The sequence below is a fragment of the Bacillus pretiosus genome, assembly GCF_052947655.1.
Genome location: NZ_CM129593.1, coordinates 1,531,567 through 1,548,334 on the forward strand (window position 1 = coordinate 1,531,567; position 16,768 = coordinate 1,548,334).

Genomic DNA, 16,768 nt, shown 5'->3' on the forward strand with positions numbered 1-16,768 from the left:
GTTTCAACCAAACTACAATCTCTTTTTGTTTAAATTAACGCCACCAAATCCAAGTCCAAAAGTAATTTCGTATATTTCGAGGAGTAATGCGTATAAAACGTTCGCCGTCAAAGAAACAATTGAAATTTGGAAGTGTTTCATCAGGATTTTTTGGAATAAAAGTGACGATGTTTTCGTTGCTTGTAACGGTTACTGTAATTGGTGGATCGGTAGGCGAGACTTGAAGTTGTAAAGAAATATCCGCCGTATTTTTAAATTCATTATTAACAGGTGGACTTATCACTTGTACTGTGAATAATACGATAATTGTTTCGTTTGGTTCCAAATTAGTAGCGACTAGGAAACCGATATTCGGATTCGCTAGTGGAGAGCGTTCGCTGTTAATAAAGACAGTACCGTTCATAAATTGTAAACCTGCTGGAATGGTATCTTGTAATGAAACATTTGAAAGTGAAATATCAGAAGTATTCGTAATACGCATCGTATAATCAAAATATTGGTTTAAATAAGCTGAGCTGACGGAAGCATCTTTCACTACTGTTGCAGTTATAAATTGAACTGGTATACGAACGATATTTGAATTGTCAATGAAAGTAATAATTGGGTCCTGTGGTGTCAATTGGAAGGCGGCTGTGACGGAAGCAGAATTGATAATTGTGCTGTTTGAAGGGATAGACGTGACGAGAACTTTAAATGCTATCTTTGCTACGGAGCCAGCTGGTAAAGCACCGATATTCATACCAGTGTCTGGACGGACATTTAGAACAGGAGTGCCGTTAATGGTTACGCTGTTTTCTATAAATGTTGTACCAGTTGGAATGATATCTAAAATAGAAGTACTTATCGTAGGAATCGGGGAATGGTTCAATACCTCTAATGTGAATGTAATCATATCACCTATAACGGCAATAGATGTGTCGGCTGTTTTGTTAATACGAACCATAGGATCAACTACTGTTGTTGTAACGACATTTGTTTGCTTTGTAATTGTAATAGGTGGTTCATTCGGGTCAATGGTAACAGTATAGGAAACAGAAGCATCGTTATTAATTGCTGGTTGAAGAGTTGTAGGAGATATTGTTACTTGGAAAGTAATGATAGTAGATTCATTAGGAGTAAGGCTTCCTAATGTAATACCATTTTCAGGATTTTCATTAGGCTGATTGATTCCGTTAATCGTAACGCTGCCTGTAACGAAGGTTGTATCTACTGGTGCGGTGTCTATGGCAATAATATCTTCAATCGTTACATTACCACTATTCGTAATCGTAATTGTATACGTTACAGTTTGACTAGGTAAAGCATTCGTAGCATTAACAGACTTTATGGCAACGACATTATCATTTTGGACAGTTGTTGTGACGGTATTTGTTGTAGTCGTGTTTGTAACAGGTAAATTATTTGGATTGACTATATAGTTAAAAGTAGTAATGGCTTGGTTCGTCAATTCATTTGGTGTTGGGATAGAAGTCACGGTTACTTGGAATGAAGCGACAGCGTTTCCGCCGACAGTTATAGTATCAATTGGTATACCACTTACTGGATTAACTCCCGGAAGGGCTTCTCCGTTTACAATGACGCTATTTTCTATAAATGTAGTACCTTGAGGAATCATATCTTGAATGGTTACATTATTCGCTGCAACATTACCAGTTTGATTGAGTGTAATCGTATACGTTAACGTGTCACCGACTGTTGCAAATGCAAGGTCAACAGCTTTATTACTATTTAAATTTGCGTGATGAATTTCTGTTACGGCAGCTGATGAAATGATAGTTTCGGTAATAGGCGGCTGGTTTGGTATGGTGTATTGGTATTCGATTGTACTCGTGTTAGAGATTGGATTTGTTTGCAGAATCGAAGTAACCCGTACTTGAAATAGAATAGTTGCTGTCGTATTAGGCGGAATGTTATCAATTCGTATCCCGTTAAGTGGATTGTCACTTGGACGGGCGTTTCCATTCACAATAACACTATTATCTATAAAGCTCGTATTCGCCGGAATAATATCTGTAACGATAATGTTTTCAACTTGTATATTCCCATTGTTCGTGATGGAAATTGTGTAAGGGATAATCGTTTGTAGGTCAGCGTATTGGATAGGTGTTGTTTTTGTTGCAATTACATGAGCAGAAATAACTTCAGTGATAGTAATATTACTAGTCGATATTTGTTCTTCGCTATTAATTGTATAACGAGAAGTTGATTGATTTTGAATACGACCACTAGCTGGAAGAGCTACCACAGTAACGGAAAATGTGACTGGGATAGAAACGTTAGGAGCAATCGTTCCTACAAGTATACCAGTACTTGGATTCGCGTTAAGCTGAGGAATATTATTTACTAAAACGCTACCTTCTATAAAGGTTGTTCCGTCAGGTATATTGTCTGTAAATACAACAGTAGTAGCATCTGCATTTCCTATATTCGTTAAAGTTGTTGTATAAGTTAAAATGTCACCAATCGTTACAGAAGTTAAATCAACAGTTTTCAGTGAAACGATATCAGCATCATTAATTTGGACGAAAGTAGTATTGGAAGTAGTAGATTTTTGAATTGGTGCAAAGTCAGGATTGAAAATAAAGTCGTAGACGATGTTTGCAGTATTAGGCGTTGGATTTAAAGCTGGCAAATTCGTAACGGAAACTTGTAACGTTATTGTAGTCGCTTGCCCTGACGCAATATTAGGAATGAAAAAGCCGATATTCGGATCTGCTGCAGGAAGTACAGTGTTGTTAACTGTTACACTTCCCGGAATAAATACTGTTCCATCTTCTATAGTATCTGTAAAAAAGATGGAGTTAGTTGTAGTAGATCCGTTATTTTGAATGAATACTGTATATTCAATGGTGTCATCAATATTAGCTAATACTTTATTAGCAGATTTTGTAGCGATAAGAATCACATCAATAAATTGTATATTTGTAGTATTGGAAGAGGTTGTTTCTGAAATTGGTGGTGCGCTTTGTTCCGGTTTATATTCATAGTGTATAACAGCGATATTATTAATAGTATTTTGTGCAGGTATAGAGACTACATTTACTTGGAACGTAACAATAATCGTATTATTTGGAAGGATAATACCAAGATTGATACCGGTAATTGGATTTTCGTTAGGTCTTGGTATGCCGTCTACAAGGATGCTATTTGGAACGAATGTAGTGCCAGCAGCAATTGCGTCAATTAGGATAGTATTTGTAATAGGTACTGTACCAGCGTTTGTAACTGCGACTGTATATGTGATGATTTGACCGATACGTGTAATAGATCTGTTAGCAGATTTAATTGCACTAACATTTGCCGTCCGCACTTCAGTATTTACTGCATTTGATAATGATCTACGCTGAATAATCGGAGAACTAGGGTCAATTTGGTATTCATACGAAGTGTCTGAAATGTTAATGACTGTGTTGCCCACTGGTATATTTGTAAGTTGTACTTGGAATGAAATAGTGATTGTTTCATTTTGTTGTATCGTGCCAAGAGTTACTCCATTTTGAGGATTTGCACCAGGCTGAATCACATTATTTATTGATAAGCTATCTTCAATGAATATAGTACCTTCTGGAATGTTGTCAATGAACACCGTATTGTTCGCTGGAACAGTTCCTATATTTTGTAGTGTATTTGTGTAGGTAATATTTTGCCCAATGGCTACGAAAGTAACATCCGCCTGTTTAACAGAAATAATATTTGCATTTTGAAGTGATGTTGTAACGATATTAGAATTTGCAGAGCGATTCACTGGTGGAGCTGTAGGAATACTTACATATTGATAATTTACAGATGATTGATTTACAATTTCGGTTGCAGTTGGTGGATTATTTGTTTGTACTTGAAATAGTATTGTTTTGGAACTGTTTGGTGGAATCGTTCCAATTGGAATTCCGTTTTCTGGATTTACACCTGGTTGAAGTACACCGTTAATTGTGACACTGTCGGGAACGAATGTAGTCCCAGCTGGAATAGAATCTGTAAAAATAATATTTATTGCGTCAACGTTGCCGATATTTTTCACTTCAGAAATATAAAGTATAGTTCCGCCAATATCTACAGTTATTGGATTGGACGTTTTTGTAACTGTCAATTGTGCTTGCACGAAATTTGTAATGACAATATTACTTGTAGATGTTTCGGTAATAGGCGGTTGTCCTGGGTCTGGTTGAATTGTATATGTTGTATTAGATTGATTTGTAATCGATTGTTGCGAGAATGAATCGTTAATAAGAATTTGGAACGAAATAAGGTGAGTAGCGTTTGCTACTAGGTTAGGCAAAGTAACACCTGCATTTGAATTTGCACCAAGTATAGCTGTTCCGTTAAGTGTAAAACTATTTTCTACGAATGTAGTCCCTTCTGGAATCGTATCTGAAAATATGAGATTAGTAGCTGGAATATTTCCGGTATTTTCTAGTGTTATCGTATAGGTCAAAATGTCACCGGTTGTTGCTTGTTGTGCATTGACAGCTTTTAAAGAAAGAACATTCGCATCCGAAATTTGTGTGAAAGCTGGATTAGACGTAATTGTTCGAGAGATGATAGGAGCAGTTGGATCGGCGATAAAAGTATAGTCAATACGGGCTATATTAGAAATTGGATTCACGCTTGGAATGGATTGAACGATAACTTGGAATGTGACGGTGACGATTTCTGAAGGTGCAATGGCGTTTAAGGAGATTCCTACGTTTGGATCAGTACCCGGAGCTGAAACGCCATTTATGGTTACACTATTCGGAATAAATGCAGTTCCTTCTGGGACCAAATCTGTTAAAGTAACTGTATTTGCAGTTGTATTTCCGTTATTTTGAACGACTACCGTGTAAGTGATTGTACCGTCAGTAGATTGTACGAGAGAATCTGTATTTTTAATTACAGATAGCGATGCATCAACGACAGCTGTATTTACCGTATTAGATGAAGAGGTTGCTGTAACTGGAGGTTGACTTGGGTCGACAATATAAGTGTAACTTGTAAGTGCTTGATTTATAATCGCTCCTTGTGGTGGAATAGAACTTGCAAGAAATTGGAACGTAATAGTAGCAGAATCACCTGGTGCGATAATACCAACTGGAATACCGAGAGTTGGACTTGCATCTGGAAGTGAAATCCCGTTAAGCGTGACACTATTTGGAACAAATAATGCACCTTCAGGAACTCCGTTAATGAGTAATACAGAATTTGCAGGGAAGTTTCCAGTATTCGTTAATGTTGCTGTATACGTAATTATATCTAAGGTAGATACGATTGTACGATTTGCTTCTAAAACAGTTGTAACAGTCGCGTTATTAATTTGTGTGGAAGCACTATTAGAATTTATTGTGCCGGTAACAGGAGGAGAGGCCGGATCAACTATAAATTCGTATTGAATAGATGCAACGTTTGTAATTGGGTTCGAAGGTGGAGTAGATGTAACTATGACTTGGAAAGTAGCAGTTAAGGAACTACCCGCGTTAACGGTTCCGATATTCACTCCGTTATTTGGATTTGCACCTGGAATGGTACTTCCATTTACAGTAAAACTATTTTCAACAAAGGTCGTTCCTGCTGGAATGAGGTCTGAGAAATTTACATTCGTAGCGTTTGTATTGCCGCTATTTTGAATCAAAACTGTATAAGTGATCGTGTCTTCGATATTTGCAAAGGCTGTATTAGCAGTTTTTACGGCTGAAAGTATTGCTGAATTAATAGAAGTAACGAAGACGTTCGTTTCCACATTGCCAGGCTGAGGTTGTAATGCATTTCCTACGTTATATTGGAAGTTCACAAATCCTAAGTTTTGGAGTTCAGGTGTGAACGTTGTTGGGTTGCTTATGATTTGCACTTGGAACATAATTATTACGATTTGATTGGGAGTTATTGTATTTATGCCAACACCGTCAATGATAGAAGCGGATGGTAATGAAGTGCCATCAACAATGACTGATCCTGCAACAAATTGTGTCCATGTCGGTATAGGGTCTGAGAAAACAACATTGTTAGCAGAGATATTTCCTGTATTCGTAATAGTGGTTGTATACGTAATCGTATCACCGATCGTTGCAAAAGCTTTATCTCCTATTTTAATAGTGTTTAAAATAGCACTTTCAATTTTTGTTGTAACGCTATTAGAAGTAATATTTTTTGAAACAGGTGGATTAGCCGGATTAACGATATGCTGGAAGCTAGCACTAGCTTGATTGGTAATTGGATTTATAGGTGGAATTTCATTGGCATTAATATGAAATGCTACGATGACAGATTCGTTTGGCGCGATATCACCAATTGGAACGCCTGTAATGATATCTGCATTTGGGATGGTAGTTCCGTTAAGTGTAAAACTATTCGGTTCAAAGGAAGTTCCGTCTGGAATTAGGTCGGTAAAAATAACATTCGTCGCACTAACATTGCCGCTATTTGTAATCGTAACTGAGTATACAATATCTTGCCCGATATCTACTGTTTCCGCATTTGAATTTTTTTGTGCAGTAAGGATAGCGCTATTAATTTGTGTTGTCGTTGTATTGGATTGATTGGAAGTTGTAATAGGTGACTGGCTAGGATCAACGACATAATGATATGTGGTAGAAGCAAAATTAGAAATTGGATTAAGTGTTGGAAGTGTAGTAACAGTTGCTTGGAATGTAACGATTGCCGTATTACCACCATTAATTGAACCTATGTTTACACCAGTAGACAAATCAGCGCTTGGAATGGTTTGCCCATTAACTGTGAAACTATTTGGAATGAAACTTAAATTGCTATCAAGAATATCGATAATAGTTACATCAGTAGCAGCAACATTCCCGGTATTAGGAAGGTTAAGTGTAAATGTTATTGTATTACCAACATCTGCAAAAGTAAGATTTGCTGTTTTTGTGCTAATAATATTTGCGTTGTTTATTTGAAGAAGTGTAGTGTTGGAGCTAGCTGTATTCGATACCGGCGGATTACCTGGATCAACACTAAACTCATACGTCGTTGATGCTATATTTGGTGCAGGGTTAATAGGTGGGATGCTGTTAACCGTAACTTGAAATACGATACTATATATTTCATTTGGTGGAAGTGTTGCAAGTAATACACCTGTATTTGGATTCGCGTCAGGTTGTAAAACACCATCAACAGTTAATGTGTTAGGAACAAATGTGAGTCCACTTGGTAATGCATCTGCAAATACAATATTAGTTGCATCTGTATTTCCTATATTCGAAATAGACGTAGTATAAAAAACAGTTTGCCCGATATCTGCAAAGGAGACACTTTCATTTTTCGTCATGGATAATATAGCTTCTTTAATTTGTGTTGAAACAGGATTACTAATTGAAGTTTCTGGATCAGGCGGTGAGACTAATTGGTACGATGTCGATGAGAAGTTTACAATTGTATTTTCAGTTGGTAATGAGTCCACGTTTACTTGGAATGAAACATTTACTGTAGACCCAGCTGTTATAGGCCCAATATTTACACCGTTCGATGGGTCCGCACCACTTTGAGGAACCCCGTTAATAGAAAATGAGTTTGCAATAAATGTAGTTCCGCTCGGCATTGTATCTGAGAAAATAACATTTTGTGCGGATGAATTTCCATTGTTTGTTAAAGCAACAGTATAGGTGAGTGTGTCTCCAATACGACTAAAGGATTTATCGACTTGTTTTAATGAAAGAATGATAGCTGTGTTAATTGTAGTGAACACTGTGTTTGAAGTAACATTCCTTGAAACAATAGGGGCATTAGGGTCAGTGATAAATGTGTAAGAAGCACTAGCCGAATTGGCAATAGGATTTTGAACAGGAGTAGAAGTAGCGGTAACTTGAAATGCTATTGCTATTGAGCTGTTAGGAGCAATTGATCCAATTGTAATACCTGTATTAGGATTAAGACCAATTTGTGTGATGCCATTTATTGTGACACTATCCAAAACGAACGTTGTACCGTCTGGAATAAGGTCAGTGAACGTAATATTCGTAGCATTTGTATTCCCACTATTCGTTAAAAGTGTCGTATAGGTAATAGTATCACCTAGTGTTACAAGTGTTTGATCAACTGATTTAATCATCGTTATCATAGCATCTAGTACAGGGTTTGTAACGCTGTTCGTTGAAGTAGAAGTAGTAACAGGAGCTGCGCTTGGATCAACGGTATAAGAGTATAAAATTGTATCGTTATCCATAATTGAACTTGAAGGGGGAATAGAAATAACAGTTACTTGGAAAGTAACGGTTACTGTTTCGCCAGGAGCGATATTGGGTATATTGACTCCAAGTGCTGGCCGTGCACCAAGTTGCTGCATACCATTGATTGTGACCGAATTTGGTATAAATGTAGTGTTGGCTGGAATAGCGCTTGTGAAAGTAATATTCGTTGCTGCAGTATTTCCTGTATTTGTAATAGTAGTTGTATACGTAATCGTATCTCCGACAGAAAGAATGGATTTATCAGCACTTTTTGTAGTAGTTAATATAGCACTATTAATAGTTGTCGAAACAGTATTAGATATATTCGTTTGTGATACGGCAGGTTGGCTAGGATCGACCACATGTGAATACTGTACAGAACTAAAATTTGAAATTGGATTTATACTTGGAATGTTTGTTACAAGTACGTTTATCGTAATAGCAATCGCACTGCCAGGATTTATATTTCCAACTTGAATTCCGTTAGCGGGGTTTCCAATTTGCTGAGCACCAGAATCATTTACAAGAGTACCAGATATAAATGTCGTTCCATCAGGCAAAATATCCGTGAAAAGTATATTTTGTGAAGTGACATTTCCAGGGTTGCTTAATGAAATTGTATAGGAAAGTGTATCCCCGATCTTTGCAAAAGTTTTATCTACAGATTTAATTGCCAAAATTTCTCCGGAATTTATTTGTGTTGAAACCGGATTAGATGTTGTACTTCGTGAAACGAGTGGTAAATTAGGCCCTGTCATAAATTGATAATTAATAGAAGCTCCGTTTACAACGGGTGAGTTTGGTCCCCCAGGTCCGATTGTAAAAATAGGATTTGGGATGCTAACTACTTGCACACGGAAGGTGACGTTTATAAAATCTCCTGCAATAATATCCCCAATTGGTATCCCGTTCGCCGGATTTACTCCAGGTAATAAAACCCCACCTACTCGAACGCTATCTTCTATAAATACTGTATTATTTGGAATCGGATCTGTAAAAGTGATATTAGTAGCAGTTGTGTTTCCTATATTATCCAATAAAACTGTATAAGTTAAAAATGAATTTCCGGGTGCGATGTCAGAAAATAGACGATCGACACTTTTTGTTGCTTGAATAATAGCTTCGTTAATTTGCACTAAAGTTGGATTACTTGTAGCTGTTTCTGTCACTGGCGGCTGGGTAGGATCCACAATGATAGAATATGTCGTACTGGATTGATTCAACGTAGGATTTGTAGCTGGTATTGAGCCAACGATAGCTTGAAAGCTAATTGTTGTTGTTCCCCCAACTGGAATGGGGTCTAAAGAAATCCCGCTATCTGGTCTAAATCCAAGTTGTGGGATGGTATTAATTTGTAAGCTATCAGGAACGAATGAAAGTTCAGGTGGTAATATATCGATAAAAACAGGTGTGTTTGCGGTAGTATTTCCGCTATTAGTGAGAGTAGTTGTATACGTAATTGTATCTCCAACAGCAGCAAATGTACTGCTTGCAGTTTTTGTTGCGATAACGGAGGCAGTATTTACTTGAGTAAAAGTTTTATTGGATTGAACGGTTCGTGAAACAGGCGGTTCATTTATATCAACAATAAAGCTATATTGAAGCGATGATTTGTTAGGAATTGGATTAGGATTTGGGATTGTTGTAATGTTTACTTGAAAGCTGAGTATAACTGATGCATTTGAATTTATGTTCCCGATATTAATACCGTTTTGTGGATTTGTATTAGGAATAGTTATTCCATTTACTGTAAAACTATTTGGGATAAACGTCGTACCATCTGGCAGTAAATCTGTAAAAATAACATTGTTTGCGGTAGTGTTCCCGGAATTAATAATGGTAGAAGTGAAAGTGAGTGTATCTCCAATAGTAGCGAATGTTGAATTGACAGTTTTATTTATAGATAGAGTAGCATCAATAATTGGAGTAACCGTCGTATTCGTAATTGTACTACCAACAGCAGGTGATTGGTTTGGATTCACGTTATATTCATAATTTACAAGAGCGTTATTTGTTAATGTGCCACTAGGTGGTATCGCTAAAATTTGTGCTTGAAAAGTAATGAATATAGTATCTCCGGGAGGAATATCTGCTAAGTGAATACCAAGTGATGGATCTAATCCTGGCTGTGGAACATTATTAATAGTTACAGAATTCTGGATAAATGAAGCCCCTGCGCCAAGTCCATCCGTTAAAACAGTTGCACTAGCGGGAATATTTCCTGTGTTCGTAACTGCAATCGTATAGGTAACGATATCTCCAATTGCAGCAGTCGGTGTGTTCACTGATTTTGTAGCGATAATCGTAGCATTGTTAATTTGAGTTGTTATTAAGTTACTTAACACATTGGCGGATGCTGGAGGTAAGTTAGGATTTACGACATATTGGTATGTTGTGTTACTTTGGTTCGGAATTGGATTCGGACTAGGGATAGAGTTTATGATTACTTGAAATGAGATTGTTGTATTTGTATTGGGATTTATCGGATCAATTGCTATGCCATTAGCAGGATTTGCATTAGAGAGTGTAGTACCATTTACTGTTACGCTATTTGGAATAAAAGATGTCCCGCTTGGAATGGTATCTGTAAATACTATACTTGATGCAAGTGTGTTCCCGTTATTTGTTAAAGTAGTCGTATACGTAATAATATCATTTACGTTCGCAAACTGTTTATCAGCAGATTTTGCAGAGGTAATCGTAGCGTTATTAATAGTTGTCTGTACAGTGTTAGAAGTAACCATCTGCATGATGGCTGGTTTGGATGGATCGTACGTGTATTGGAATGTAGTGCCTGATTGATTCGTAATTGGATTTACAGCAGGAATAGTTGGTACAAAAACTTGGAATGAAACGGTACGTGATGAATTTGCCCCAATCGTACCGATCAAAATGCCGTTAGCAGGATTTGCATTTGCTATAGGGACACCGTTAATCGTTACAGTATTAGGAAGAAAGATGGTACCATCTGGAATGATATCTGTAAACGTTACATTAGTGGCAGGGATATTGCCGTTATTCGTTAAAATTGTTGCATAAGTTATGACATCGCCAACATCAGCGAAATTTGTACTTGTTAGTTTCGTAGCAACAAGATTTGCGGTGTTAATTTGTGTCGTTACGATATTGCTAGTGGCATTTCTAACAACAGCAGGTAAATTTGGATCTGCGATAAAGCTATATTGTAGTGCAGCACTATTTTGAACTGGATTTGGTGAAGGTAAACTATTTGCACTAATTTGAAAAACAATGGTTGTAATTCCACCTGCGGGAATTGTTCCAACTTGAAGACCAACACTTGGATCAGCACCTAGCTGTAAAGCGCCGCCTATAAAAATACTATTTGGTACAAGAGTCGTACCAGGAGGGAGTATGTCGGTAACAACTACATTATTCGCTGGAGTATTCCCAAGGTTCGCTAAGGCAATTGTATATGTGATTGGTTGCCCAACATCAGCAATAGTTAAATCTACCTGTTTGACAATAACTACATTTGCTAAATTAATTTGTGTGCTTACAGTGTTACTTAAAGAGGTTTCTATAGTTGGTGGATCGCCTGGATTTAGAATAAAGCTATACTGTGTACTAGATGAATTTGTTGTTGGATTTTGTGTAGGTAAAGCAGTGACGGTTACTTGATAAGAAACAGTAATTTCACCGTTAGCAGGAATGGAAGGTAACGGAACACCGGCGTTTGGATCAGCGTTATTTTGGAGTACACTATTAATAAGGAAAGTGTTTGGAATAAAGGTAGTACCGTCTGGATTCGTATCAACGAAAGTAGGGCTATCAGCAGTAACACTTCCTGCATTCGTTAAAAGAATAGTATAAGTTAATACATCCCCAACAGTAGCAAATGCCCGATCCACTGTTTTTGCTGAAATGACATTTGCATCGTTTACTTGAGTAAATGTAGTGGTTGAAGTAGTGTTCTTACTTACAGGTGAAGCGTTTGGATCCACGATAAAGTTATAGGAAATAGAAGCGCTATTTGAAATAGGATTTGGATTTGGGATGCTAGTTATTAATACTTGGAATGAAGCTGTAATTGTAGTATTTGCATTGATGCTACCAATATTGATGCTAGCTGGTGTAACACCTGGCTGAGCAACATTGTTAATTGTAACACTGTTTGGTACAAAGGCAGTACCATTCGCAATTGAATCGGATAGTACTACATTGTTCGCCGCAACATTTCCATCGTTTGTAAGAGCAAAGGTATAAGTTAATACATCTCCAACTTCCGCAAATGTTTTATCTACAGACTTCGTAGCTTGAAGGTTTGCTAGTCTAATTGTTGATGTAACAGAATTAGAATTTGCTGTTTTTGAAGTTGGTGGCAGACTTGGATTAACAGTATATAGATAAGAAGCGAAAGCATTATTAATGATAGGATTTTGGGCGGTAATATTAATAACTGTTACTTGGAAAGAAAGAGTAAAAGTAGCTCCGCCAGGAATTGTTCCGATAGGTAAAGCGACGAGAGAATTTACATTTTGCAAAACTCCATTTAGTGTTACAGTACCAGGAGTCAATATCGTTCCATTTGGAAGTGGATCTGTTAGTTGCACGTTAGTTGCGGCTGTATTTCCACTGTTTGTAATGAGGATTGTATAACTTATCGTTTCGCCAATTGTAGCAAATTGTTTGTTTGTTGATTTTGTTAATGTTAAATTCGCGTTGTTAATTTGAGTGGAAACAAGATTAGAAGAGATATTTTTTGTAACGGGTGATTGGCTAGGATTGACGGTATATTGATAAGAAGCGCTTGATCCATTAGAAACGACATTTGACGCGGGTATTGTGTTTACTACTACTTGAAACGAAACATTTTTTGTTGTGCCAGTTGGGATGGATCCTACATTTACACCGTTAGCAGGATTTGCTCCAACTTGTGTCGTTCCATCTATTGTTAAACTGTTGAGAACAAAAGTTGTTCCAGTAGGAATGATATCTTTAAAAATAACGTTATTCGCATTAGTATTACCTGTACCTGTAAAGGAAACAGTGTACGTTAGTGTATCACCAATATCTGCAAAATTTTTATCTACCGCTTTCGTCATTGTGACAGTAGCGTTATTCACTTGAGTAGATACGATATTGGTCGTATCAGTCCCGCTTACTGCTGGCTGATTTGGTACAGGAATGTATTGATATGTTGTTGTGCCACTATTTAATATTGGATTTGTTTGCGGGATAGAAGGAACGAATACTTGAAATGAAACAGTAGTCGTAGAATTAGCAGCAATGGTTCCAATGGATATACCATTAGCGGGATTCGCTCCAGCTTGAGTAACGCCGTTAACAGTTACACTCCCTGGAATGAAAGTTGTCCCGCTAGGAATCGGATCCGTATATATAACGTTCGTTGCCGCGATATTTCCTATATTAGCTAAGGCAATACTGTATGTTAACGTTTCTCCAATATCAGTAAAAAGTTTGTTAACTGATTTTGTACCATTAATATCTGCAAGATTAATTTGTGTTCCTGCAGAGTTGCTTGTTGCAAGACCGTTAAAAGTTGTTCCTCCGGCAATTGGTGTATATTGAAATGTAATATTCGCATTGTTAGAAATTGGATTCTGATTTGGAAGGGAAACGACAGTTGCTTGGAAAGTTACTGTACGAGAAGCGTTATTATTAATGGTTCCAAGAGATATACCAGCAGCCGGATTTGCATTTGTTTGTGGTATGCTATCTACCGTTACAGTGCCAGGTATAAAGGAAGTGCCGTTAGGAAGACTGTCTATAAAAATAACGTTATTGGCGGGAAGAAGCCCGGTATTAGGGATAGTAACGGTATAAGTGAGAACATCTCCAATTGCTGCGACGCTTTTATTCACGCTTTTCGTTGCTTGTATGTTAGGCGAGTTTATATTAATTTGTAATCCGACTGTATTTAACATATATGCATCTCCGTTAGTAGTTAAACGGATTGCGGCAGACACTTGGGAATTTGTTAAATAAGGAGAAATATCAATAGAAGTAATGTCCCAGCCTTGCCTTCCTGCGGAGATATTTGTACTTGTAGAAGCACTTTGATTTCGTGTTCCAAATGTCCCAGTTGTATCTAAATTTCCGGCAGCATTATTCACTTGAGAACCGAAGAAATTATTTACAGCATTATTTGGCCCAGATAATGCATTTAATGAACTGAAATTTGGTCCAAATAATGCTTGATCCCCAGTTAAATCAGCATCCCCTTCAGTAGAACTTATAAATAATCTCCCGCTTACAGGTCCTCCGGCAGGTGTTAAAAACCCTGAGACAGATACATCTGCACTACCAGTTTCTACAGAAACACGGTTACCAGCTACGTAAATTGTTAAATTTCTTGCGGGTAAGGAACCGTTTTGATAAGCGACAATGAGCGTCCATCCAGAAGAATTGATAGCTCCGTTAGAAGCATCTAAAGGATCAACAAGTCCAGGGACAGAACCGGTTGTATAAGAGCCAGATCCTCCAGCTTGAACGAGGGATGTTACATCTGCAGAACGTGTATAAAATCCAAATGTGACAGATCCGGAAACGAATGTTTGATTTGAAGCTGTAACAGCTGAAGGGGTAATCGAGTATGTTGAAACAGGTGTTGTAAAAGAAACCGGGTTTCCTAATACACTCGTAATGTTTTGATCACGAGATAAGTAGTTTCCACCCCAAATGAGTTCTGCGTAAAGAATAGTACTACCAGCAGGGATATTTAAAATAGCGGTAGAACTATTTTGTGTATAACTTAATGTTGTACCAGCAGGAAAACTCGGTACTTGTAAAGCGGTATTTGTAGTTATAAATGCACCAATTGCCCCGATTGTACCAGCCCGGTTTTGATTACTAATTTTACTTAAGCCTAAAGTATTACCTGTAATCGCGAGTGCGCCGTTAGTGGTGGTAGAAAATCGATTCGTAATGGGCATGTTGTCACCTCATTTATAGTATAGTCTTGGTCAAAATAGGATATGTGTGTGACAAATAAAGGGAAACATGTACAAGTTGATTTAATAATAATGATTTAAATGTCTAGAGAAGGGGATGAAGTATGCTTGAATTGGAAATTAAGGTGGAGCGTCTTAGGGACAAACAAATAGGCGATATTGTAGCATTATCTTCTTATATTGGGTGGGATTATAATAAAGAAGAAATTGAGACTATTTTTGATTCAGGTATTATATACGGTGTGTGGAATAAGAGAAAGGAACTTATTGCTAGCGCGGCAATTATATTATATGGGGAGAAATTAGCGTCTATCGGAATGGTCATTGTACATCCGAAATATGAGGGGAATGGGATTGGAAAGGCGATAACGAATTCATGCATTAAGAGCGTATCGGCTCAAACTCCAATTATGCTTATTGCTACGGATGAAGGAAAGCCTTTATATGAAAAACTAGGATTTAGGGCAGTAAGCTATGTTTCTAAATACATATGTAACTCGTACAATGTGAATGATTATTGTGTAGGAAATGAAGATTATATGATGAATTATGAAGAGTGTGATTTAGAAAAAATAATAAAATTAGATGAAAATGCGTTTGGAACAAATAGAAAAGCATTTTTAATGAAAAGAATTATACAAAGTGAACAGTGCATCGTTGTAAAGGACAACAACCAAAATGTATTAGGTTACGGTTTAAGTATACAAACACCAGAAAATAAAATAATAGGTCCAGTCGTTGCGAAAAATGATGCGATGGCAATGAGAATTGTGCATGATTTAGCAAGAGAGCATCATGGTAAATTAAGAATTGATGTATCAGAAGGAAAGAAAGGTTTCATGAAAGAATTAGAGATTACTGGTTTTCAAAAGGTTAATACACCGCCAATTATGATGAGAAATAGTGATCAATTTTTGAAAAGAAATGGGGAACTATACAGTATTGCAGCGCAAATTTTTGGATAAAAAAGAATCCTTCATTTAGAAGGATTCTTTTTTATTAATCACGATATTGGTCGTGAGTTGGTTGGAAGAGGTCTTCCTCGATATCTCTCACCATAGAAAAATGATCCACATTATAATGACCGTGTAGAACTTTATTATGGTGCTCAATAATTTGTTCTGCAGATAACACGTTAGAATCAGTTGTGGAATGACCGTTTTTAATTAATGTAACATCAAATCCTTGTACAGTAGCTGTTCTAACTGCGGTGTCGATGCAATGTTCTGTTTTACATCCACCGATAACGATATGATTAATTTTTTCTTCTTTTAAAAGTTCAAGTAGAGAAGTGCCATAGAATGCGTTTGTTGCTGCTTTATTAATAAGGATTGCAGACTGAGGTACTTTAATTTCATTATGTACTTCAAATCCTTCTCCGCTACCAGAAGCAACATCGATATCTCTTACGAAAACAATAAGGGCATTTGCATGTATTGCTTTTTGTACGGCTGTATTTAGTGTAGATAATAACTCTTTTTTGCGAAAAACTTCTTTTTCTTGTTCATTCCCATCCATTAATTCTTGCTGCGCATCGATAATTAATAGTGCCTGTTTCATTGTGTCTCCCCTTTAATATGAAATAAGTTCCACTATACATATTCATTCATATTGCAAGGAAATCCTCTATTGTCTATGCAGTAGACGATAGATTTACAAAGTTGTCAAAGAAATTTCATTCTC

Annotated in this window: 3 protein-coding genes; 1 reads left to right on the forward strand and 2 read right to left on the reverse strand. The window is 37.0% G+C overall.

The features are described from left to right. Positions 1-34: 34 nt before the first annotated feature. Positions 35-15,067: a CLIPPER-2 domain-containing protein gene (locus tag ACU8YW_RS08065; protein ID WP_446894050.1), complete on the reverse strand. Its 15,033-nt coding sequence runs from the start codon at positions 15,065-15,067 to the stop codon at positions 35-37. A 122-nt stretch (positions 15,068-15,189) separates the two neighbouring features. Here ACU8YW_RS08065 and ACU8YW_RS08070 point away from each other — a divergent pair, with 122 nt between their 5' ends. Then, entirely contained in the window at positions 15,190-16,050 is an 861-nt protein-coding gene (locus ACU8YW_RS08070) for a GNAT family N-acetyltransferase (protein WP_106382776.1), read from the forward strand. Between the two features lie 34 nt (positions 16,051-16,084). On the opposite strand, the gene ACU8YW_RS08075 is transcribed toward ACU8YW_RS08070, so the two are convergent. Continuing rightward, complete coding sequence (locus ACU8YW_RS08075; protein ID WP_098078484.1) at positions 16,085-16,645, reverse strand: cysteine hydrolase family protein; 561 nt, start codon at positions 16,643-16,645, stop codon at positions 16,085-16,087. Positions 16,646-16,768: the final 123 nt, after the last annotated feature.